General features: G+C 45.9%; 26 protein-coding genes. 7 read left to right on the top strand and 19 right to left on the bottom strand.

Features of this window, described 5'->3' with window-relative positions:
- Positions 1–31: 31 nt before the first annotated feature.
- The 5 genes from LEUMU_RS0105055 to LEUMU_RS24725 all read right to left on the bottom strand — a co-directional run bounded on the left by LEUMU_RS0105055 (position 32) and on the right by LEUMU_RS24725 (position 3,277).
- Positions 32–835: an abortive infection family protein gene (locus tag LEUMU_RS0105055; RefSeq protein WP_026744507.1), complete on the bottom strand. Its 804-nt coding sequence runs from the start codon at positions 833–835 to the stop codon at positions 32–34.
- 251 nt (positions 836–1,086) lie between these two features.
- Positions 1,087–1,872 carry a class I SAM-dependent methyltransferase gene (locus tag LEUMU_RS0105050; RefSeq protein WP_211223014.1) on the bottom strand — a complete coding sequence of 262 codons (786 nt, stop codon included), beginning with the start codon at positions 1,870–1,872 and terminating at the stop codon, positions 1,087–1,089.
- 114 nt (positions 1,873–1,986) lie between these two features.
- Positions 1,987–2,355 carry an HVO_A0114 family putative DNA-binding protein gene (locus LEUMU_RS0105045; protein WP_022951186.1) on the bottom strand — a complete coding sequence of 123 codons (369 nt, stop codon included), beginning with the start codon at positions 2,353–2,355 and terminating at the stop codon, positions 1,987–1,989.
- Positions 2,352–2,717 (bottom strand): toxin-antitoxin system TumE family protein, encoded by a 366-nt coding sequence (locus LEUMU_RS0105040; RefSeq protein WP_022951185.1) that lies wholly within the window; start codon positions 2,715–2,717, stop codon positions 2,352–2,354. The genes LEUMU_RS0105045 and LEUMU_RS0105040 overlap by 4 nt, the downstream gene beginning before the upstream one ends.
- Before the next feature lie 56 nt (positions 2,718–2,773).
- The gene (locus LEUMU_RS24725) at positions 2,774–3,277 is read right to left on the bottom strand and encodes a DUF234 domain-containing protein (protein WP_051155967.1); all 504 of its coding nucleotides are present in this window, start codon (positions 3,275–3,277) and stop codon (positions 2,774–2,776) included.
- Between the two features lie 184 nt (positions 3,278–3,461).
- Here LEUMU_RS24725 and LEUMU_RS0105030 point away from each other — a divergent pair, with 184 nt between their 5' ends.
- The 4 genes from LEUMU_RS0105030 to LEUMU_RS0105015 all read left to right on the top strand — a co-directional run bounded on the left by LEUMU_RS0105030 (position 3,462) and on the right by LEUMU_RS0105015 (position 7,379).
- Complete coding sequence (locus tag LEUMU_RS0105030; protein ID WP_022951184.1) at positions 3,462–4,484, top strand: SMODS domain-containing nucleotidyltransferase; 1,023 nt, start codon at positions 3,462–3,464, stop codon at positions 4,482–4,484.
- Between the two features lie 317 nt (positions 4,485–4,801).
- The gene (locus LEUMU_RS0105025) at positions 4,802–6,211 is read left to right on the top strand and encodes a ThiF family adenylyltransferase (RefSeq protein ID WP_022951183.1); all 1,410 of its coding nucleotides are present in this window, start codon (positions 4,802–4,804) and stop codon (positions 6,209–6,211) included.
- Positions 6,180–6,653: a Mov34/MPN/PAD-1 family protein gene (locus LEUMU_RS0105020; RefSeq protein ID WP_022951182.1), complete on the top strand. Its 474-nt coding sequence runs from the start codon at positions 6,180–6,182 to the stop codon at positions 6,651–6,653. The genes LEUMU_RS0105025 and LEUMU_RS0105020 overlap by 32 nt, the downstream gene beginning before the upstream one ends.
- A 6-nt stretch (positions 6,654–6,659) precedes the next feature.
- Entirely contained in the window at positions 6,660–7,379 is a 720-nt protein-coding gene (locus LEUMU_RS0105015; protein ID WP_022951181.1) for a DUF6602 domain-containing protein, read from the top strand.
- Between the two features lie 105 nt (positions 7,380–7,484).
- Here the strand turns inward: LEUMU_RS0105015 and LEUMU_RS0105010 are convergent, their stop codons facing one another.
- From LEUMU_RS0105010 to zapE, 8 genes are all read right to left on the bottom strand, one after another.
- Entirely contained in the window at positions 7,485–8,993 is a 1,509-nt protein-coding gene (locus tag LEUMU_RS0105010; RefSeq protein ID WP_022951180.1) for a fumarate hydratase, read from the bottom strand.
- A gap of 62 nt (positions 8,994–9,055) precedes the next feature.
- The gene (locus LEUMU_RS0105005; protein WP_022951179.1) at positions 9,056–9,298 is read right to left on the bottom strand and encodes an FAD assembly factor SdhE; all 243 of its coding nucleotides are present in this window, start codon (positions 9,296–9,298) and stop codon (positions 9,056–9,058) included.
- 102 nt (positions 9,299–9,400) lie between these two features.
- The gene (locus LEUMU_RS0105000; RefSeq protein ID WP_022951178.1) at positions 9,401–10,183 is read right to left on the bottom strand and encodes a succinate dehydrogenase iron-sulfur subunit; all 783 of its coding nucleotides are present in this window, start codon (positions 10,181–10,183) and stop codon (positions 9,401–9,403) included.
- Positions 10,184–10,192: 9 nt separating this feature from the next.
- Positions 10,193–11,986: a succinate dehydrogenase flavoprotein subunit gene (gene sdhA / locus LEUMU_RS0104995; RefSeq protein ID WP_022951177.1), complete on the bottom strand. Its 1,794-nt coding sequence runs from the start codon at positions 11,984–11,986 to the stop codon at positions 10,193–10,195.
- A gap of 4 nt (positions 11,987–11,990) precedes the next feature.
- On the bottom strand, positions 11,991–12,374 hold the full coding sequence (gene sdhD / locus LEUMU_RS0104990; protein ID WP_022951176.1) for a succinate dehydrogenase, hydrophobic membrane anchor protein: 384 nt from the start codon (positions 12,372–12,374) through the stop codon (positions 11,991–11,993).
- Positions 12,375–12,385: 11 nt separating this feature from the next.
- Positions 12,386–12,769, bottom strand: coding sequence for a succinate dehydrogenase, cytochrome b556 subunit (gene sdhC / locus LEUMU_RS0104985; protein WP_022951175.1), 384 nt, complete (start codon positions 12,767–12,769; stop codon positions 12,386–12,388).
- A gap of 14 nt (positions 12,770–12,783) precedes the next feature.
- Positions 12,784–12,984 (bottom strand): DUF1674 domain-containing protein, encoded by a 201-nt coding sequence (locus LEUMU_RS0104980; protein ID WP_022951174.1) that lies wholly within the window; start codon positions 12,982–12,984, stop codon positions 12,784–12,786.
- Positions 12,985–12,999: 15 nt separating this feature from the next.
- The gene (zapE, locus tag LEUMU_RS0104975; protein WP_022951173.1) at positions 13,000–14,181 is read right to left on the bottom strand and encodes a cell division protein ZapE; all 1,182 of its coding nucleotides are present in this window, start codon (positions 14,179–14,181) and stop codon (positions 13,000–13,002) included.
- A 266-nt stretch (positions 14,182–14,447) separates the two neighbouring features.
- On the opposite strand from zapE, the gene LEUMU_RS0104970 reads away from it, so the two are divergent.
- Together LEUMU_RS0104970 and LEUMU_RS0104965 are read left to right on the top strand one after the other, a co-directional pair.
- A complete protein-coding gene (locus LEUMU_RS0104970) occupies positions 14,448–15,356 on the top strand; it encodes a LysR family transcriptional regulator (protein WP_022951172.1) in 909 nt (302 codons plus the stop codon).
- Positions 15,357–15,492: 136 nt separating this feature from the next.
- Complete coding sequence (locus tag LEUMU_RS0104965; RefSeq protein ID WP_022951171.1) at positions 15,493–16,143, top strand: adenylate kinase; 651 nt, start codon at positions 15,493–15,495, stop codon at positions 16,141–16,143.
- A 54-nt stretch (positions 16,144–16,197) separates the two neighbouring features.
- Here the strand turns inward: LEUMU_RS0104965 and rfbB are convergent, their stop codons facing one another.
- From rfbB to trmJ, 3 genes are all read right to left on the bottom strand, one after another.
- Positions 16,198–17,268 (bottom strand): dTDP-glucose 4,6-dehydratase, encoded by a 1,071-nt coding sequence (rfbB, locus tag LEUMU_RS0104960; protein WP_022951170.1) that lies wholly within the window; start codon positions 17,266–17,268, stop codon positions 16,198–16,200.
- Positions 17,265–18,152: a dTDP-4-dehydrorhamnose reductase gene (gene rfbD / locus LEUMU_RS0104955; RefSeq protein ID WP_022951169.1), complete on the bottom strand. Its 888-nt coding sequence runs from the start codon at positions 18,150–18,152 to the stop codon at positions 17,265–17,267. Before rfbD ends, rfbB begins: the two co-directional genes overlap by 4 nt.
- 92 nt (positions 18,153–18,244) lie before the next feature.
- Entirely contained in the window at positions 18,245–19,012 is a 768-nt protein-coding gene (gene trmJ / locus LEUMU_RS0104950; protein WP_022951168.1) for a tRNA (cytosine(32)/uridine(32)-2'-O)-methyltransferase TrmJ, read from the bottom strand.
- 49 nt (positions 19,013–19,061) lie between these two features.
- On the opposite strand from trmJ, the gene LEUMU_RS0104945 reads away from it, so the two are divergent.
- The gene (locus LEUMU_RS0104945; RefSeq protein WP_026744502.1) at positions 19,062–19,865 is read left to right on the top strand and encodes an inositol monophosphatase family protein; all 804 of its coding nucleotides are present in this window, start codon (positions 19,062–19,064) and stop codon (positions 19,863–19,865) included.
- 53 nt (positions 19,866–19,918) lie between these two features.
- Here LEUMU_RS0104945 and LEUMU_RS0104940 read toward each other — a convergent pair whose 3' ends face one another.
- The 3 genes from LEUMU_RS0104940 to LEUMU_RS0104930 all read right to left on the bottom strand — a co-directional run bounded on the left by LEUMU_RS0104940 (position 19,919) and on the right by LEUMU_RS0104930 (position 21,993).
- Entirely contained in the window at positions 19,919–20,128 is a 210-nt protein-coding gene (locus LEUMU_RS0104940) for a cold-shock protein (RefSeq protein WP_026744501.1), read from the bottom strand.
- A gap of 207 nt (positions 20,129–20,335) precedes the next feature.
- Positions 20,336–21,193 carry a ParB/RepB/Spo0J family partition protein gene (locus tag LEUMU_RS0104935; RefSeq protein ID WP_084708186.1) on the bottom strand — a complete coding sequence of 286 codons (858 nt, stop codon included), beginning with the start codon at positions 21,191–21,193 and terminating at the stop codon, positions 20,336–20,338.
- 17 nt (positions 21,194–21,210) lie between these two features.
- On the bottom strand, positions 21,211–21,993 hold the full coding sequence (locus tag LEUMU_RS0104930) for a ParA family protein (RefSeq protein WP_022951165.1): 783 nt from the start codon (positions 21,991–21,993) through the stop codon (positions 21,211–21,213).
- Positions 21,994–22,181: the final 188 nt, after the last annotated feature.

Raw genomic sequence — 22,181 nt, 5'->3', positions numbered from 1 at the left:
TTATTGTCTCGCTTACTTGGTTTGTTACACCCTAAAACTTTATACCTTCGAAGCCCGATTCGGCCATTTTCGGTTTCTCCACACTTTTCTCAAGATCTTCAATAAACTTGATAGAGCTGGTTACGTGGCTAAAAATCAGCATCGCTTCTGTGTATTTGAGAACTTTATTATCATGAGCAAAGCTCTGATTGTTTCTTACATGATTGAAAGCTTCCATGTTTGCAATGCTTGATTTCAGAATACGCTCCGTCATTTCTGACTCAATCGCGCCGCTGACTTTCATTTTTTTGATGTATTCACCAACCAAACCATGTAGAGGTTTTTTCTTATTGGTATCGATTCCATATTTTTCACATAGAACACGAAAGTACTTAACTAGAAAAGTATGCAACCTATCCAAGCCTGCTTCAGGCTCATTATTGTCGATTGAAGCTCGAACTGCCTTTGCTAAGGTATCAAAGTCTTTGTCTTCAGCATTTGGCGTAACAGCGTCAATGTCTGGAACAGGAGCACTCAGAGTTAACCGTTGAGCAATCTTTAAGCACTCATCTGTGGGTTGTTCAGGATCATTAAAACTTTTGTATTCAGTCCAATCATTGAATAAATCTGATAACAATTTTCCAACTGTATAATTAGATTCAATATCCCAAAATGCTCGAAGCCTATTTGCTTTAGAACCAGAGTTTAAGTTATATTTTTCATCATAAATTTCTTTGCCCGTACTATCATGCACAAACTCATCGAAAGTCTTGTTTGAAAAGTTAAGTACATAGCCAGAGCCCATGCCAAGTAACCTTTCAAGCTTTCTTTTCTCTATATTTGTTAGATTCGACAAGTGAAGTTTCCTTTAAGGTGTACAGTATGCTATACAGCCATAAATCCCCAGAACGCTGTATATCCAGCGATAGATAGCCGTAAACTACCACCCTATACCACTGATTTAAAAAACTAAAAGAACCCAACTCCGTTATCACCAGAAACAGACAGCGTCTGTATAACTCAAGTTATGTTTTAACTTTAACCATTATTTCACAATTACCCACCCATAACCACCATACTAAAAAGCCTTGCGACCTTTGCTGGATGCTATGCAACTTTTCGCCCGGTGATGCTGTAGACAATCGGCACATCATTTCCCTTATGGTCAAGATAAAAGCGGCCCGGCTCCCGCTCAACCATGCCGTCGAAGCAGTTGTATGGGCTAAATGGAAACTCGCTGACACGCTCAATCTGAATACCGACGTTAATCAATGCGTTGATGACACTGGACATTGGGTGTGCCCACGTTGCCAGCTTGGCAGTCACATTCGCGCCGTTTTCGGTGTACGTACCCTCTTCCTCCACATCCGGTTGTACTTGAGTAAAGCATGAATACCCCGCGAGAAGGTCATAAATTGGATGGAAGTCCACGATATAAAAGCGACCACCGACGGCAAGGTTAGACGCAATAATCTCAGCCCATCGGTTGAGATCTGGCAGCCAGCAAATAGCGCCGTAGGATGTCAACACAATGTCGTATAGGGATGCGCCCGAACGCTGGAAAGAGTAAACATCCGTACACACAAATTCAGCATCCAACGTGAGTGTTTGGGCAAGCTCCTTCGCTTTATGGATGGCAACCGGCGATATATCAACGCCCGTACAAACCGCCCCCTGACGAGCCCAAGACAGCGTGTCCATGCCGAAGTGACACTGAAGGTGTAACAGTGATTTACCGCTTACATCCTCTAGCTCTGCCAATTCGATTTCACGAAGCGAGGTTTGACCCGCGAGGAAGCCCGGCAAGTCATAAAACCTGGAATCGAAATGTGCTGCTGCGCGTTTATCCCAGCCGAATCGGTTCATCTCGAAGTAGTCTGATTCTTGCATCATAGTCTCCAATTCCAGTTACTCGGCGCATCCGGAAAAGCAAGGCTGTGTTTTGTGCGAAACACTTCGCCCCAATCGACGAATATATACCCCAGTACCTGTCCGCTGGCGACGGTACTAGTATACTGCTGCATTCAAGCCAAACTTAACTTCAAAATCGGTTGCCTGAACCGTTGGAACTACCTTCCCGCTTTCTTTGCTCAAAGATACGATGCCATAATTCTCCAGCGTTTTTAGCGTTCTTGATAGATTTGATTTTTTACGGTGGCTGATTTTCTCAAGCTCTGCCAATGACTGAGGTTTCTTCTCAATAATTAATTTCAACAACGCTTGATTCTCGTTGCTTAACACTTGCGACAAAGACTTAACAGACTCAAACCACACTTTTGGCTCGTTAGGCTTTGGCTTATAAGCGCCTTTTGCTATAGCGATGGTTCTTTTCACGTACTCTTCCCGTGAGATAATACCAACATTCATTACCTTCATGAGTCACCTCTTTCTTCAGTAAGGATTTTTTCTACATCATTCCAAAAATCTTCTAATAGTTGAGCAGCACTTTCAAACTCGTATGGCTCCACAACTTTTCTCTCGTGTCGATGGTCCCAAACTACTCTTTTAGCACCATACTTTTTTCGCTTAGGCTTGATGCCATGAGCATTGTCGTAACCTAAGATTCTGACGTTATTTTGGTTATGCAAAGTGAGTGAGTATTTTATGCCATGAGGGATATGCTCATTAGCAATAACGACCTTAGCTTCAAGCTTCGTCCAATAACCATTGTCCATAGGAAAAATTTCACTATCAAGTTCGAGTAGTACTTCTAGCCCTATATCTATTTCATCGTTCATTCGTACCTTGCAACCTAACATTATCACCTAATGATAACACTATATCATTAACCACGTCAGTTCTCTACTGGGTCACTTGTAAAGCTAGGTAACGCTGCAAGGTCATCCAACGACAAGCCACGATATTTAATCTCATATCCCTTCAACTTACTCAAACGAATATTCTTAGGGTTACGCTTAACCTCAGCAATCAACGCCGTTTTATCCAACTCATTAAGCGCCACAATATCAATCTCGTTTTTGTTTCCCGACTCCCAGTAGTGACCAATCACACTGTACTTGCCACTCGCCGCCAATTGCTCATGGAACAAACGCTCCAACCACTCACCGCTGTACGTAGCAAAGTCGCGCTGAATCACTTGTTGTAAAAACTCAACGTTACCAATCTCAACCGCACTACGATAACGATAGACAAAACGAAACCAAAAGCTCAAAAACGCAGCTTGAATACGGTATTTCACCTGACGAGACTTAGGCGTAGAAAGCACAGACTGCATACGCTGCATAATATCAAACTCACCCTCTAACCCATGAAGATACGGCCCAACCGATACCTCCAACTACGACTCAATATCACTACGACTCGTTTTGCCAGACGCAATACACGCTAAAGTCGAAGAGTAGTTAGCTATTAATAATAAATTATTTAAATGCTTTAGAGTTGATTTCTTGGTGTCGCTCCCCATATTATTCTTTATAGATTTGAACAATAATCAACTACCTAGCAGTTAAAACAAGGCTGATATGACTCCAAACACACGCTTCAATGAATTAATTACAGATATAACTCCCAGTGCCACAACAAACTCTCGGTCAATATCGGCACATACATCTATCCGCAATTCTTTGGAATCTGACTCTAAATACAAAGATAATGTGATTCGCACATTTCTTGGAGGTTCTTACAAACGAAAAACAGCAATTCGTCCTGTTTCAAAGAATGGCAAGACTGATCGTCCCGATGTGGATATCTATGTAGTTGTAAAAGGAAGTGACTGGTCAGAGTCTCCTGAAGATCTGATCAACACTCTATTTTCTGCATTAAATCGCAATTGTACTGAGCTGAAGATCACTAAAATCAAACGTAACCGCTGCTCAATAGCTATCTCTACAGATAAAGCAGAGATGGACGTATCACCTTTATTGGAACGTAACAGCGACGGGTATTATCGAATCGGAAACCGCAATACTGGTGAATGGTATCTAACCGATCCTGAGGAGCATACTACTTGGTCGGCCAAAGCCAATTCCGATGCAGGTATGCGCTTCAACCCAATGGTTAAAATGGTGAAATGGAGTCGGCGCGAGTACCCCACGAAAAATAAGCATCCAAAAAGTATAGCCCTAGAGGCACTTGTAGCAAAGCACATGAGCTCCACCGAAACCCATTATGGTCAGCTTTTGCACGACACATTTGATGACATCATAAACAGCTATTCATTCTTACGGCTTATTGGTATGTGTCCTGAATTGGATGATCCAGCAATTGATGGTGGGAATTTACTATCGGGCGTTTCTGGTGAGGCGTTTTCAGCCTTCTATGATAAAATAAAATATTTTCGAGATGAGGCTGCCAAAGCTCTGGCTACTGACGATCAAGATGTAGCAACTAAACACTGGCGACAAATTTTAGGATCTCGTTTTCCATCCCCGAAAACAGAAAAATCATCTAATGCAGTAGGATTACAATCCGCCGTGACTATGTCATCCCTAACCTTTCCTGCAAAAGCATCTACACCTCCAAACAAACCGGCTGACTTTGCTTGAACGTTTGGTGGTCAACAAATCATAATCGACTAGAGACTGAACGAACTGCAATCTCTAATCTTTCAGAAAATTCGGACTGGCTTCATGACATCGATTGGTCTTTCGACAACCAATTGCAAATGCAAGTCACTTTCGAGATCCGGCTAAGACACGGTGTATTTCCGCTAAAGCTCACTTATCACAATACATTTCCGAATACATGCCCAAGTGTGCAACCTTTGAGTGGGGTTCACTTATCTAGTCATCAATACGGAACAACTGACCTTTGCCTCGAAATCCGTTCGGATAATTGGCTATCAGAGTTTACGGGTGCTGACATGATACAAAGCGCATGTGACCTCCTTTACACAGAGCACCCTGATAAAAATGGAATGGTGAAAGCAGCACCTTCGGCGCACAATGTTTCGGAAAATATTGAATCTCGACATTATCCGTTTCGGCTTTATTTATCACCTGATCAGTCCGCCATGCTTCGTAATAATGCTCTGGAGTCTTTTGATGGAAAGCTATGGCAGCAATGGGCGGGTATCAGTCATATCGTAACCCACTTAGCAGAAGCTTCACATGGTGATTGGTCGTGGAAAGATGAGTCACTTCCGGCTGTGTTAGGAATGGAAGCCTCAACACTTCCCTGCATAGTTTTGAAAACTGTTAAGCCTGAGAGCATGTTTTCTGGAGTCACAACAAAAGAGCAACTCTTCACTACTCTCGAAACCGATTTTAGTTTACAAGAATCGGCATTTAGTTGTCTCATTTGCCCAGCTGAAGGCGTTCCCACTTTATTCCAGCAGCTTAAGACCAAGGAAAGTCTAATAAGGTATCGGACAATACTAGGACCAAGAGAAACTGATTCTCGAACTGGAAATATTCACGAGGAGCTAGCTAAAGTACGCATTGCTATTGTTGGTTTAGGATCTCTTGGTTCAAAGGTTGCCGTATCCTTGGCACGTGCTGGAGTCAGGCGGTTTGACCTTATTGATGATGATATCCTGCATACTGGTAATCTTGAACGGCATGATGCAGATTGGCGAGACATTGGTTTGCATAAAGTAGATTCAGCGTCTCGCCGCATCAAACTAGTCTCTGCTTCAGCGGAAGTGTCTGCTCGACGTGTATCAATTGGTGCCCAAGTATCAGCCACAGAGATGGCAGCAGTGAATGGAGCGTTAAATGAATGTGACATTATCATTGATGCATCAGCAAACCCCGAAGTTCTGAACCATCTGAGCGCAATAAGTGCCCAGTCAGGAAATTCAGTGGTTTGGGGAAGTATTTATGCAGGAGGAATCGGCGGTTACATGGCAAGATCACGTCCAGAGCATGAACCAGCACCGCTTATAATTCGGCAAGCGCTAAATAAATATTATGAGGGAATTGAAGAGGAACCACCTGTAATAATTGATTGGGGCTATGATGGAGCAATCTCAGATGAAATTTTCATCGCCTCAGACCCAGAGGTCTCATTGATGGCAGCTCACCTTAGCAATTTTGCATTAGATACCCTTTTAAGGAGCGAACCATCTCAGTTTGATGCACCTCTCTATCTACTAGGCTTCAAACAAGCTTGGATTTTTGATTCAGCTTTCCATGTCCAGCCAATTAATGTGGATGCTCCAGCACGTCAGACCCATACGCTTGACACTAAGAGTGAGGCACAAGATAAATTCGTTGAGAAGTTAATAAAGAAGAAGTTAGATGAAATTGCGGATCAATCAGAAAACACTTGAAGCTTGGAGAACAGTTCTTCTCAATGCAAAGGAGAGGGAAATTGGCGGTGTTCTATTCGGGGAGCATGTAAATGAGGATCAATTTCGAATCATAGAGTTCACACAGCAGAAACGGTATGGGGATGCCATTTCATTTCAAAGGCACGCTGGTGAGGCAAGAGAGTCATTGAAGCGCTTGAGTACTAATTATGGAAATGACTACACTCGATTTAATTATCTTGGTGAATGGCATTCTCATCCTAATGCTTCTGCTGCTCCTAGTAAGATTGATCGTGAAACTATGAAGAACTTAGTTTCTGATCCAACTACAGGGGCAAACTTTTTAGTGTTAATAATTCTCCGAATTAATGAAAACTGCGATATTGAATTAACCGGAACCAGCTTTCTTGCATCCAATCATGTACTAGAATGTGAACTCTATATCGAAACAAATGAGAAATAGCTAAACATGTCAGACTGGAATCTTAGAACAATATTAGGTGACTTACACCATGATATTCAAGAACAACTCCGCCGTGCTCGTAACATCGGTCATCCATCTGAAAAAGGAGATGCGAGCGAAGATGTCTGGTTGGAGCTTTTCCAGCAGTACCTCCCAGAGCGCTATCACGCGATAAAAGCTCATGTAGTTGATAGTGAAGGTACCTTCAGTGACCAGATTGATGTTGTAATCTTCGATAGGCAGTATTCACCATTCATACACAATTTTAAAGGGTCAACAGTTGTTCCAGCTGAAAGCGTCTATGCTGTCTTCGAAGCAAAGCAAACTATGGATGCAAGTCTCGTATCTTATGCACAAAAAAAGGTTGCAAGTGTTCGTCGACTGAAAAGAACTAGCCTACCTATACCTCATGCAGGTGGTGAGTATCCTGCAAAAACTCCATTCCATATTCTAGGCGGGATGTTAACGTTTGAATCAGAATGGAAGCCACCATTTGGTGACGCTTTTCATAAAGCAGTGTCGTTAGATGGCAACGGCAATCTAGACTTGGGTTGCGTAGCTTCACACGGATTTTTTCACTTTAACCAAAAAAATAAAACCTACATAGTAGATACAGAACGAAAACCCGCGACAGCATTCCTTTTCCGACTTATCTCACAACTCCAGCTCTGCGGTACGGTTCCAATGATTGATGTTGAAGCCTATGCCCACTGGCTTACAGAATAAACTGATGATCTAATGCAAAGACCCAACAAAAACGGGGTTAGACCTAAAAGGCCTAACCCCACTATAAATCACCCAAAGCGCCAAAACTAAGCGCTTCTTCAGAATTTATGCTTTCTTATCAAAAATAACCTGCTTCCAATGCTCAGGCCCTGTCGTGTGAACCGACGTGCCTTGCGAATCAACCGCAACCGTCACTGGCATATCACGCACATCAAACTCATAGATCGCTTCCATACCCAGCTCTGGGAATGCCAACACTTCAGAGTTCACAATCGCTTTTGATACTAAGTAAGCTGCGCCACCGACTGCCATCAGGTAAACAGACTTGTGCTTCTTAATACTCTCAATCGCCACCGGACCACGTTCCGCTTTACCAATCATACCCAGCAGACCTGTCTGCTCAAGTACCTGATCGGTAAACTTATCCATACGGGTTGCCGTGGTCGGGCCAGCGGGGCCAACTGCTTCGTCGCGAACCGGGTCAACCGGGCCAACGTAATAAATAAAGCGGCCTTTTAGTGAAACGGGCAACTCTTCACCGCTATCCAAAATACCAACGATTTTCTTATGCGCCGCATCACGACCGGTCAACATTTTGCCTGATAACAGAATCACTTCGCCCGGCTTCCACGTTGCAACGTCTTCAGCAGTCACGGTGTTTAAATCAACACGACGAGAGTTATCACCGGCTTCATAGCTGATGTCTGGCCATGCTGACAAGTCAGGTGGCGTCTGTAGCGATGGGCCGCTACCAACTAGCATGAAGTGTGCATGACGAGTCGCCGCACAGTTAGGAATCATGCATATAGGCAATGAGGCCGCGTGTGTTGGGTAGTCCTTAATCTTGATATCAAGAACAGTGGTTAAACCACCAAGACCCTGCGCACCAATACCCAGATCATTCACTTTATCCATGATCTCAAGGCGTAGCTCTTCAATGCGGTTCTGTGGGCCACGCTCACGCAGCTCCTGAATATCAATCGACTCCATCAGCGACTCTTTCGCCATCAATGCCGCTTTCTCAGCCGTACCACCGATACCGATACCCAGCATACCCGGCGGACACCAGCCAGCACCCATAGTAGGCACTGTTTTCAAAACCCAATCAACAATGCTATCACTAGGATTCAACATGGCCATTTTGGATTTATTCTCAGACCCGCCACCTTTCGCAGCCAGCTCGATCTCAACCTTATCACCCGGCACGACCGACATGTGAATCACAGCCGGTGTGTTGTCTTTGGTGTTGATACGCTTGCCCGCAGGGTCTGCCAAAATCGACGCACGCAGCACATTATCAGGGTGCGTATACGCGCGGCGCACACCTTCATTGATCATCTCTTCAACACTCAGCTCGCTTTCCCACTGCACTTGCATACCGATGCGTACAAATACGGTGACGATCCCCGTATCCTGACAGATCGGGCGATGCCCTTCTGCACACATGCGAGAGTTCACCAGAATCTGCGCAATCGCATCTTTAGCCGCTTCAGACTCTTCGCGTTTCCATGCGTCATACATCGCGTCAACAAAGTCTTTCGGGTGGTAGTAGGAAATGTACTGTAGGGCATCAGCGACGCTGTCAATCAGGTCTGCCTGTTTGATAATGGTCATTATGTCTCCTGGTCGGTTAATTCATTGGATGTCGGTTAGCGCAACGGGCGTATTGGCGTTAATCAGAGCGCCATTATACTCCGAAGCGTGACTAAAAGTTTTTGCTGCTCGTCATTCTGAGCGTCAATGCGTTCAAGCAGTAAGTCGAAAATGGTTGGGTCTTCAACCGCCAGCAATTCGTTAAATGCCTGCTGTTGTGACGCTTCAGCCGTTTCGTACTTTTGCTCCAGATAGCGATTCATCACAATATCCAGCTCTTTAGCTCCGCGACGACAACGCCAGCGCAGACGGGTTAATTCACTCATCTCGCCTCTCCTTTAGATAAAATTTCGGGCAATAAAAAACTCCGGTAGATCAGTCATGAAACTGGCCTTGCCGGAGTCTTTTATCACAATTAAGCGCGATCTTTAGATCTTACGCTCAACCATCATTTGCTTAATCTCAGCGATAGCCTTAGCAGGATTCAAATCCTTCGGGCACACATCGGTACAGTTCATGATGGTGTGGCAACGGTATAGCTTGAACGGATCTTCCAGAGCATCTAGACGCTCGCCAGTCGCATCATCACGTGAATCCTTGATCCAACGATGAGCATTTAGCAGCGCTGCAGGGCCGAGGTAACGATCACTGTTCCACCAGTAGCTTGGGCAGCTGGTTGAGCAACATGCACACAAGATACACTCATACAGCCCATCCAGTTGCTTACGGTCTTCAACAGACTGGAAGCGCTCGCGATCTGGTGGTGCTGGTGTGTCTGATTTCAACCAAGGCTCTACAGACGCATACTGCGCGTAGAAGTTAGTTAAGTCAGACACCAAATCCTTAACGATCGGCTGGTGTGGCAGTGGGTAAACATTTACATCGCCTTCTACTTCAGCAATTGCTTTAGTACAAGCCAATGTGTTTCTACCGTCGATATTCATTGAGCACGAACCACAAATCCCTTCACGACATGAACGACGCAGTGACAGCGTAGAGTCCATCTCATTCTTGATTTTCAGCAGTGCGTCCAAAATCATCGGGCCGCAAGTATCCAGATCCACTTCGTAGGTATCCAGTGAAGGGTTCTCACCCGACGAAGGATCATAACGGTAAACCTTGAACAGTTTAATGTTAGTCGCACCCGCAGCGGCTTTGTAGGTCTTGCCATTCCGTACGATGGAATTAGCGGGCAATTTAAATTCAGCCATGTCTCGCTCCTAGTAAACGCGTTTCTTAGGTGGAATAACTTCGCAGTCGTCAGTCAGTGTGTACATGTGAACTGGACGATAGTCGATAGATACCTTACCTGTCTCAGGGTCAACCCAAGCCAGTGTGTGCTTCATCCAGTTCTCATCATCGCGATCTGGCATATCATCACGTGCATGACCACCACGACTTTCGTCACGGTTCGCTGCACCACACATAATGGATTGTGCCTGCAGTAACAGGTTCTCCAGCTCCAGCGTCTCAACCAAGTCAGTGTTCCACTGCATGCCGCGATCGCTAACGCCTACATCGGCGAAGCTGTCGAAGATTTCCTGCATCTCAGCAACACCTTCGTCCATGCTCTCACCGGTGCGGAAAACCGCTGCACGTTTCTGCATAGTACGCTGCATATTGTCGCGGATAGACGCAGTTGTGTTTTTGCCTTTGGCATTACGCATCTTGTCAAAGCGCGCCATGATGGTGTCAGTGATAGACTCATCCAGCAGTTTGTGTGGAGTGCCCTTCTCAACCAATTCAGCTGCACGTAATGCCGCTGCACGACCGAATACCACGATATCCAACAGTGAGTTAGAACCCAGACGGTTTGCGCCGTGTACAGATACACAAGCTGCTTCACCGATAGCCATCAGGCCTGGAACTACTGCATCAGGATCGCCGTCTCTCAACGTAACCACTTCACCGTGGTAGTTCGTTGGAATACCACCCATGTTGTAGTGAACCGTTGGCAGAACCGGAATTGGGTCTTTCGCTACATCAACACCCGCGAATACGCGTGCACTCTCTGCGATACCCGGCAGACGCTCATTGATTACGTCCGCACCCAGATGCTGTAGGTTCAGGTAGATATGATCCTTATCAGGACCCACACCACGACCTTCATTAATCTCGATAGTCATAGAACGTGATACCACGTCGCGAGATGCCAAATCTTTAGCATTCGGCGCATAACGCTCCATGAAACGCTCACCTTCGGAGTTGGTTAGGTATCCACCTTCACCACGTACCCCTTCAGTGATCAGTACACCCGCGCCGTAAATACCCGTTGGGTGGAACTGAATGAATTCCATATCCTGCAGCGGAAGACCAGCACGCAATACCATCGCGCTACCATCACCCGTACAGGTATGAGCAGAGGTTGCAGATTGGTATGCACGGCCAACACCACCAGTTGCCAATACAACTTCGTGAGCACGGAAACGGTGAATTTCACCCGTTGCCAAATCCCAAGCGATTACACCGCGGCAAACGCCGTCATCCATAATCAAGTCAGTTGCAAAGTACTCAATGTAAAACTCTGCTTTGTGCTTTAGAGACTGCTGGTACAGTGCGTGCAAAATCGCGTGACCCGTACGGTCAGCTGCAGCACAAGTACGCTGTGCAATACCTTCACCAAAGTTAGTCGTCATACCACCGAAAGGACGCTGGTAGATTTTACCTTCTTCAGTTCGTGAGAACGGAACACCGTAGTGCTCTAGCTCAATCACGGCTGGAATCGCTTCACGACACATGTATTCGATCGCATCCTGGTCTCCCAACCAGTCTGAACCTTTTACCGTGTCGTACATGTGCCATTTCCAATTATCTGGCCCCATGTTACCCAGTGCTGCAGACATACCGCCCTGCGCCGCAACCGTGTGGCTACGGGTTGGGAATACTTTTGTAATACAAGCGGTGCTTAAGCCAGCCGCTGCCATACCCAATGTTGCACGTAAACCTGCACCACCGGCTCCAACAATCACCACGTCATAGTGATGATCAATAATCTTGTAATTGCCCACACCCATCGAATTAACCTCCGACCGCAATTTTTATAACTGAAAAGATACCCAGCGCTGCGAAGAAGAAACACAAAAGCTTCATTCCGAGAATACTGAACATACGAATATTTGTATTAGCAATGTAGTCTTCCAGTATTACCTGTAAACCCAGTGCTAGATGGTAGAATGCTGCAAAGATGCTAAGGATCAACATGACCGAATTAAACGGTGACTGCATCCAATCCACTACGGTGGCATAGGTTGCTGTTGGCATCATCGCCAAGCTTAGGCAAAACCAAACAATCAATGGAATCAGAGCAATTGCTGTAACGCGCTGTAACCAGAAATGGTGTGTTCCGTCTTTAGCTGATCCGTGCCCTTTGGCAACTGATAACGGACTTCTTAAGTAACTCATGATCTAACTCCTTATAGCAGGGCAATAAGCCAGGTAAGAACAGTCAATACGCCAGCTGCTGCTAACACGACAGGGCCTGATTTATTTACCTCGTGCTTTTCCAGACCTTTACCCATATCCCACATCAGATGGCGAATACCATTGCAGAAGTGGTAGAACAAGGTCGCTGTGAAGCCGAATAACACTAAGTAGCCAAACCAACTTGATAAGAAGCCCTGCATGCTGTTCCAACTGCTTTCGCCGTTAGCGGCGGCAACCAGTGCCAGCACCAACAAAATAAGACCAGCAGTTAAGGCAGCACCCGTACCACGGTGCAGGACGGAAAGCTTGGCGGTCATGGGCAGATCGTAGATCTGCAAATGGGGCGACAATGGTCGACTATCATTCTTGGACATGTGTTTCACCTGTGTTAAAAATCGATACAACGGCCATTCTTCTCCCAATCTCCATAACGGGTGGGTTCCGGGCCTTTACGTCCTCCGATCTCGGCGGGTGCCGGAGCGGACTCTTCTTGCTTACCAGTTGTGGGAACTGTTGATGCGGCAGGCTCAATCCCTACTTTCGTTTTGGATTCAGGCTGCTTTGATACTTCTGACTTGTGCTCACTCATTTTACCAGACTACCTCTAGTGTTCGTCGTGTTTACTAAATAGGTAATCTCGTGACTGCATTTCGATTAAACGGCTAATGGTGCGATCAAACTCAAAGCTTAGACGTTTACCGGTATATAGACCCTGCGGCGCAGCGGCTGCAGATATTACAACATTTACCCGACGGTCGTAAAATTCATCGATCATATTTACAAAACGACGCGCTGCGTCATCCTGCATGGTCGACATCACCGGAACGCCGGAAATCAGAACGGTATTATATTGAGTCGCTAAATCAATATAGTCTAAGGTTGAACGTGCACTCACACACAAAGTGTCGAAACTAAACCACGCGATACCCTTTGCATGCTTCTTTGTATCAAGTTTTCGCCCATTTATCTCTATAGCCGTAGTTTCAATCAGGGCATCATTACCGGCCAAACCGATAAAGTAATTATCAAGGCGCTTTTCAACCAAGTCATCTGTGCCGATCTGATAAACATCCGCTTGCTCAAGCGTACGCATCCGATAATCCACTTCACCATCAGCATTCACAACGTCAGTGTGCTGCTCTAGCAAGGCAATCGCAGGCAAGAAACGCTTACGCTGTAAGCCATCTTTGTACAGACCAGATGGTGGGATGTTGGACGTGGTGATGAGCGTTACCCCATCCTCAAACAAATACTTAAATAATCCACCCAGCAACATCGCATCGGTGATGTCGTTGACGTGCATTTCATCTAAGCAGAGCACTCGGGTTTTAGCGGCAATTTGACGAGCAACTTGCTCTAGGGGATCTTCGATATGACCTAATTGACGAATCTGGTCGTGTACCGATTTCATAAAGGAGTGGAAGTGTGTCCGTTCTTTATTTTCAATCGGTAAGTGTTTGAAAAAGAAGTCAACAATGTGCGTTTTACCGCGACCAACGCCACCCCAGATGTAAACACCTTTGATGAGTTGTAGCTTGGGGGCTTCTTCCTTTTGCCCAACGATCGACAATAAGCGACTGAATGCAGAACGCTTTTTCTTTTCTTTGACGCGGGGTTGGTGTGCGGAGGCGGACAGGGCATCATAAACTGGGCATAATGCCTCAATTAAGGTAGCCTGATGTGGGTCTGCCAGCATTTCATCGTTTGCAATGGCTTCCTGATATAAGTTCCAGAGCATTGAGCTATTTACCATCGCTGTGCTATTAACCTGTGATTGCTGTGCCAACCAAGTTACCTCACCGAAATATTAAAACGAGTTGTGTAGAACACATTGCTGCATGTGCACAATAGCCGGAAATAATACTGCATCAACCCTCATATAAACACTAAAATCTCCCAATACTTTTCATTAATATCCCATTAATCACCACTTTAAGTATTGATTAAGCTAATACTTCCGCCTAAAAGCAGCACCGGTGTCACAATTTTAGTATACGAACCGCTGATATTTGGTATTATAACTATCACCAAACTTAATTATTAAGGGAGCCTATGAAGCACTTAACGACTTGCAATCTCCTGAAAGAATTGCGCGCCTTCTGCATTACCCGTCAAGAAGGCAGTATGAGCAAAGCTTCTGAAGTACTTTATGCGAGTCAGCCAACTATTTCTCTCCAGATTAAAACCCTAGAACAAGAGCTTGAAGTTAAGCTATTTGAGCGACGCGGCCCCCGCCTTAAGCTCACTACCGAAGGTGAAATTCTGTACGATTTGGTTAGCCCTCTTGTCCAGGGCATTGATCACATAAAAGAAAGCTTTGCAGCGCATTACGGTGACTTAACCACTGGCGAACTCACCATCGCCGCTGAAGAATCAACGATTCTTTACACACTGCCAGAACCTATCCGCAAATTTGTCGAACTACACCCCGGCATTCGCTTAAAGTTGGCGAATGTAACCGGCCGCGATGGTCGCGACATGCTGTTGGCCGATGAGGTTGATTTTGCTGTTAGCTCGATGCTGGATGTCCCTGAAAATCTGGACTACACCCCATTCGTTTCCTACCCGCCGGTATTGATTATGCCAAAGGGTCACCCGCTCTCTAAGCTTGATAAAGTCACGCTGGCCGACATTGGTCAATACGGCATGATCTTACCGCCATCGCACTTTAGTAGCTGGCGCTTGGTGAAAATGGTATTTGCTCTGAATGGCACGAGTTATCGCGTAGTATTGGAAGCTGGCGGCTGGGAAGTGGTGAAACGCTATGTTGATATCGGACTCGGTATTTCTATCGTTACCAATATCTGCATTACCGAATCTGACAAGCAACGATTCGATATTATTAACTTGGATGAGTACTTCCCTGCCCGTAAATATGGCGTGGTTTCCAGAGCTGGAAAAGTGCTTTCAGCCCCTGCACAAAAGTTCATTGAAATACTCAATGATCACTATAAACATTAAATCTAAGTATTTGACTTAAATCATTAATTTACAATATTTTCTGCTTTTTGATAAACCGTGAAAATGAACCCGCTTGCGCACGTTTGTAAAATACGGTAGAAGAGAATTATTTGTACCATTCAGCGGAGATTTTCTTATGCGTATCGTTTTGTTAGGCGCCCCAGGTTCAGGTAAGGGCACACAAGCTCAAAAACTCATTTCTGAGTATGGAATTCCTCAAATCTCCACTGGAGACTTGTTACGTGCCGCAGTAAGCGCAGGTAGCGAACTTGGCCAGAAAGCCAAAGCAGCGATGGATACGGGCCAATTGGTTTCCGATGATATCGTGCTAGGCATGATTGAAGAGCGCCTACAGCAAGCCGATACTGAAGCGGGCTTTATCTTAGATGGTTACCCACGCAATCTAAGCCAAGCAGCTTCACTTGATGCATTGCTGGACAAAGCGGGCAAGCCATTACAAGCAGCGCTACTAATTGACGTTGATTTTGAAGTATTGATGAAACGCCTGACGGGTCGTCTATCTTGCAAAAATTGCGGTGCGGTTTTCAATCGTTACACTTCACCTCCAGCGGTTGAGAATACTTGTGATAAGTGCCAGAACGAGCTATATCACCGCGCCGATGACAATGAAGAAACCATTGGTAAGCGCTTGACTACTTACACACAAGAAACAGCACCATTGATCGAGTTTTTCCGCGAGCAAGGTAAATTACTGAGTGTACAAGGTGTGGGCGAAATCGATGCTATCACTGCAGAAGTAAAGGCAGAGCTTAAGAAAATCGCTTAAAACGTTATACCTGATATAAAAAAGGCCGCTCAACTAGAGCGGCCTTTTTAGTGCTTATGACTTAAGCAGTGGCTGCCACCACTCTGGATTATCCAGATACCAATCGATGGTCTTCACAATACCAGTCTCAAAGGTTTCAGCAGGCACATAACCTAACTCACGCTGACTCTTACCTGCATCAATCGCATAGCGCCAATCGTGCCCAGCACGGTCAGTCACATAGGTGATTAAATCCAAAGAAGCTTTACCATTAGCTGGTGCTGCATCGGGGTATTTCTCGCTTAACTCAGGACGCTCCGCGAAACGCTTGTCCATCACTTCACACAGCAATTTCACAATATCAATATTAGTCCACTCATTGTGACCACCAATATTGTATACCTCACCCAACTTGTCCTGCTTCAGGATCAAATCAATGCCGCGCGCATGATCTTCAACATACAACCAATCACGGATATTTTTACCGGTGCCGTAAATTGGCAGCGCTTTATTTGCCAAAATATTACTCAAGCATAATGGAATCAATTTCTCAGGGAACTGATAAGGGCCATAGTTGTTTGAGCAGTTGCTGGTCGTTACCTTCAAACCGAAAGTATGGTGATAAGCACGCACAATGTGATCAGAAGCCGCTTTACTCGCCGAATACGGAGAGTTTGGCGCGTAGCTGTGATCTTCGGTAAACGCAGGGTCGTTATCGCCTAGTGTCCCGTAGACTTCATCTGTGGAAACGTGATGAAAACGATGATCCGGCTTAGCCGTTTCAGGGTTAGCAATCCAAACCTGACGCGCTGCTTTCAATAAGTTATGCGTACCAACAATATTGGTCTCAATGAACACATCAGGGCCGGAGATTGAGCGGTCAACGTGGCTTTCTGCCGCGAAATTAACAATCGTATCCAAGTCGTGTTCGACTAATAATGACTCAACCAATGCCTGATCGCCGATATCACCTTTAACAAAGTGATACTTGTCGTTGCCAACAACACTATCAAGACTAGACTGATTGCCGGCATACGTTAAGGCATCTAATACAACTACCGTATCTTGCGGGTAAGTCTTTAGCCAATAATGGACAAAATTAGCACCGATAAAACCAGCACCACCTGTTACTAAAAGTTTACTCATTGTTTGTTTTCCTGAGTTAATTCATTCATCATTTTTCTTAGCGCCACACGCCAGTGCTCGCCATTTAATTCTAATGCTTGCCAGGTTTTGGTTTTATCCAGCACGCTATAGGCAGGCCGACTCGCCGGCGTTGGGTAATCGGCAGTAGTTAGCGGCTTAATTCGAATAGGTTTTTCCAACAAACCTAGCGCTACACCCTCTTCCATAATTGCTTGAGCAAAGTCATACCAACTTGCAACTCCGGCATCACTCCAGTGATGCATACCCGTCGCGCCGACTTCCAGTGCCTGCCAAAGAGCAACAGCCAAGCCATGCGCCCAAGTTGGCGACCCAACCTGATCAGCAATGACACCTAACTCATCACGGCCAGCCATCAAACGCAGCATGGTTTTTACAAAGTTATTGCCATGTGCTGAATAGAGCCAAGCGGTTCTTACGATAAACGCCTGATCGCCCAGCACTTTCTGAATCGCTTGCTCACCGGCTAATTTGGATGAACCATAGAAGCCTTGGGGATTAGTCGCGGCATCTGCAGGAATGGGTGAATGTGCATCACCACCGAAGACAAAGTCGGTTGAGACTTGTAATAAAGGGATATTATGAGCTAAAGCAGCTTGCGCTAAATTTCTTGCGCCAGTGGCATTGATTGCCGTTGCCTGCTCTTGCTCCTGCTCGGCCTTATCAACGGCGGTATACGCTGCTGCATTGATAATGGCGCTGGGTTGATGCTTATCTACAAATGCATTAACTGCATCCGCATCACTAATATCCAGCGCCTCATGGGTTGCCGCAATCACAGTAATATTAGGTGGGCATGTACGTTGTAATTCATATCCTAATTGCCCTGCTGCACCAGTAATCAGGACGGTTTTTTGTTCTGCCATTAAGCATTCCTTTCACGTTTAAGCCATCGGGCACTAGTTACTTGCCGCATACTACCTAAAGCTTAGCATGTTACAAGTCTAAATTCGTGTTTTCACTCTTTCTCGCGACGCTGAAATTTACGCCCCTGAAAGGCCGACAACGACCCACGCAGTAAATTTAACTCACTACGCGTGACCTGAATACGCCCATACAAACGGCGCATGCGTCTCATCATATAACGAGGGTTATCTGGGTTTAAGAAATCGGTTTCGATCATTAAAGCTTCAAGCTGATTATAAAATCCATCCATATCCTCAGCACTAACCACGGCTTCACCAAGGCCTGATTCTGGTAAAGCTTCAGGCGATTCATTAACCGAAGCGGTTGCCTCTAGACTGGCCACGCGGCACTCATAAGATAAGATCTGAACCGCAGACGCTACATTCAACGAGCTATAGTCTGGATTACTTGGGATATGTACCAGCTGATGGCACAACTCCAGCTCTTCATTAGTCAGTCCGGTACGCTCTCTACCAAATACAATCGCTACCTTCTCATGCGTACTCCGTTCAGCCGCTTTTTCGCCACATTCACGAGGTGATAACAAGCTCCAGCGCAAGGTACGCTGTGAGCGGGCACTGGTACCAATAATATGATGACAATCGGCGACTGCCTCCGATAGACTGGATACTACTTGTGCAGCATTTAGTACATCATCCGCACCGGAAGCCATGGCGGTCGCCTGAGGGTCGGGGAAACTTACTGGGTTGACTAAATATAGATCACTCAGCCCCATCGTTTTCATCGCACGGGCAGCCGCACCGATGTTTCCGGGGTGAGATGTTTGAATTAATACGATTCGGATATTGCTCAAGCTCATTATCTGCTATCCTGCGCGCCAATCATTGTTGTTAAAAAAAGTCATTATCATGCATCCTATGCTCAATACCGCTACTGCGGCTGCCTTAAAAGCAGGAAAACTTATAAGTCATCAAACACAGCGTCTTGATCAGATCAATATCGAACAAAAGGAAGCGAATGATTTTGTTTCCGATGTTGATCGTGCTGCTGAAGCTGAAATCGTTAACGCTTTAAAGCGCGCGTATCCAGATCACGGCATTATCGGAGAAGAAGGCAGTTCTATCAACCCTGGTGCTGATTATCAATGGATAATCGACCCACTGGATGGTACCACTAATTTTCTCTATGGCGTGCCACATTTTGCCGTTTCAATTGCCTTGAAGTATCGCGGCAGACTCGAACAGGCTGTGATTTACGATCCGATTAAAGACGAATTATTCACGGCAGGTCGCGGTGAAGGCTCTCGTCTTAACAATCGTCGTATCCGTGTTAGCCAGCGTCGCTCTATGACTGGTGCCCTACTCTCTACCGGCATCCCATTCCGTGAAGGCAGTGAAGCGCATCTGGATATGTATCTGGATACTTTGAAAGCACTGATTCCGGGCACGGCAGGTATTCGCCGCCCAGGTTCTGCTGCGTTGGATCTGGCGTATGTCGCTGCGGGTCGTTTCGATGGATTCTGGGAATTTGGTCTGAAGCCATGGGATATGGCTGCGGGTATCTTATTGATTCAGGAAGCTGGCGGACTGGTGAGTGATATGCAAGGTGGCAATACGCATATGGAAACTGGCAATCTGGTTGCCGCTAGCCCGAAAGTCTTTAAAGAAATGGTACAACGCTTACACCCAGTTATTCGCAACAATCAGGAATAACGGACATAAAAAAAGGGGAGCCGAAGCTCCCCTTTTTACTAACAGAATTCGAATTACAATGGTGTAACGTTTTCTGCTTGTGGGCCTTTCTGACCCTGTGTTACTTCCATTGTCACACGCTGGCCATCGTGCAGAGTCTTGCGGCCGTCACCGTTAATTGCGGAAAAATGTACGAATACATCCTTGCCACCTTCTTGCTCGATGAAACCAAAACCTTTCTCATCGTTGAACCACTTAACGGTACCTTGTACTTGATTTGACATATTACTTCTCTTAAAAAAAATGCCGCGTCTGCGGCGGACTAGAGACCTGATTGAATACCATCCGAGACCATAAAGCAACTGATTTATTATGGTTTTCTTCCTAAAACCTTAGTTAAACAGCCATTGCACTATATTGGGTATACAATATATTTTATAAAACAAGCAATTAGATAGTGGCGCACCAACGCAAAGCAAATAAAATAAAAATCACTGAATATGCTGCAAAATCCCGTCGAGTTCATCTAGGTTATTATACTCGATCACTAACTTGCCTTTACCGCGACTATTGTACTGAATGGCAACACCTGCACCTAAGCGCTCAGAGAGGTTTTGCTCCAGCTTAAGCACCTCTACGGCCTTCTTAGGCTTCTCTTTAGCCTTACCAGACTGCTCTTCCAGCATCTGACGCACTAGCTGCTCAGTATCACGTACCGACATCTGGCGCTTAACAACCTTCTCAGCCACTTCAACCTGCACTGCACCCTTGAGCATTAGCAACGCTCTGGCATGCCCCATATTCATCTCACGAGCATCCAGCATGGCCTTGGTATCTGGTTCCAGATCCAACAAGCGCAACATATTGGTAATCGCAGAACGTGAGCGCCCTACCGACTCGGATGTTTGCTGATGGGTCAGACCGAATTCGCCAATTAAACGGCTTAGCGCCTGAGCTTCTTCAAGCGGCTTTAAATCTTCACGCTGAATATTCTCGATCAGCGACATTGCAGCCACAGCCTGATCAGGAATACGGCGAATCAGTGCCGGAATTTCGTGAATACCCGCAATTTGCGCAGCACGCCAGCGACGCTCACCGGCAATCAGCTCATAGCGACCATCATCCAAGCGACGTACAATCACTGGCTGAATCAAGCCCTGTGATTTAATTGACTCAGCCAGCTCTTGCAAGCCTGCAGGCTCCATCGTAATACGTGGCTGGTACTCACCGCGGCAGATTCGCTCTACCGGCAGCTGCTTTAACTCACCATCTTTAGCGGGCTCCTGAACATCCCTTCCGGAACTCAGCAGCATATTCAGACCGCGATCACCTAATCCTGATTTTCTCATCACTTTTTGCTCCTCCATCAAGCCGCAACCTTGCGGGACGCATCCTTGCGAATCATCTCAGCGGCCAACGCCAAATAAGCCAAGGCTCCGCGTGACTTCTGATCATACATTAATGCAGGCAAACCATGACTCGGCGCCTCAGCCAATCGCACATTACGTGGAATGGCGGTGTTATAAACCTTGTCTTTAAACACTTCCAGCAGCTCACGCGAGACATCACGCGCCAGATTACTACGTGGATCATACATGGTGCGTAACAGACCACAGATGTGTAAATCCGGATTCGCCGCACTACGAATGGTCTCAATAGTCCGAATTAATGCCGACAAACCTTCCATCGCATAATATTCGCACTGCATAGGAATCAGCACTGAGTCGGCGGCAACCAACGCGTTAACCGTCAACATATTCAATGACGGCGGGCAATCAATAATCACATAATCAAATTGATTACGGACTTTAGCCAAAGCACCTTCCAAGCGATACTCTCGCTCATCCAGCCCCATTAGCGTGACTTCCGCGACCGTTAAGTCAGGTCCGCCACCAATCGCACTAATACGCGTATCAGGAATTTTCTGAATAGCCGCGTGCACATCCGCATTGCCGATTAAGACATCACTCAACGCAACCGGCGGATTATGCTTATCCAGACCAATTCCCGTACTCGCATTTCCCTGTGGATCCATATCCACCAGCAACACACTGCGCTTTACCGCGTGCAGCGATGCCGCAAGATTGACACTTGTGGTGGTCTTACCCACACCACCTTTTTGATTTGCAACCGCAATCACTTTACTCATTAAATATTCCAGTTTCCCTGAGATCCGACCGATACCATGCGATTCTCTATAATAACACAGCGATATTGCAAGCTCATCAAAAACGCAAGGCAACAAAATCAGTGTGAACGGCTTTCTACACCACTGCAGCACTTGCGTCAATCAACGGTAACGCTTAACATTCCCGCTCTTTAGTATAGCCTTAAAAT

Source organism: Leucothrix mucor DSM 2157, assembly GCF_000419525.1.
Lineage (GTDB): Bacteria > Pseudomonadota > Gammaproteobacteria > Thiotrichales > Thiotrichaceae > Leucothrix > Leucothrix mucor.
The sequence above is the reverse complement of the archived record's forward strand: the minus strand, read 5'-3'. Positions and strand labels throughout refer to the sequence as shown.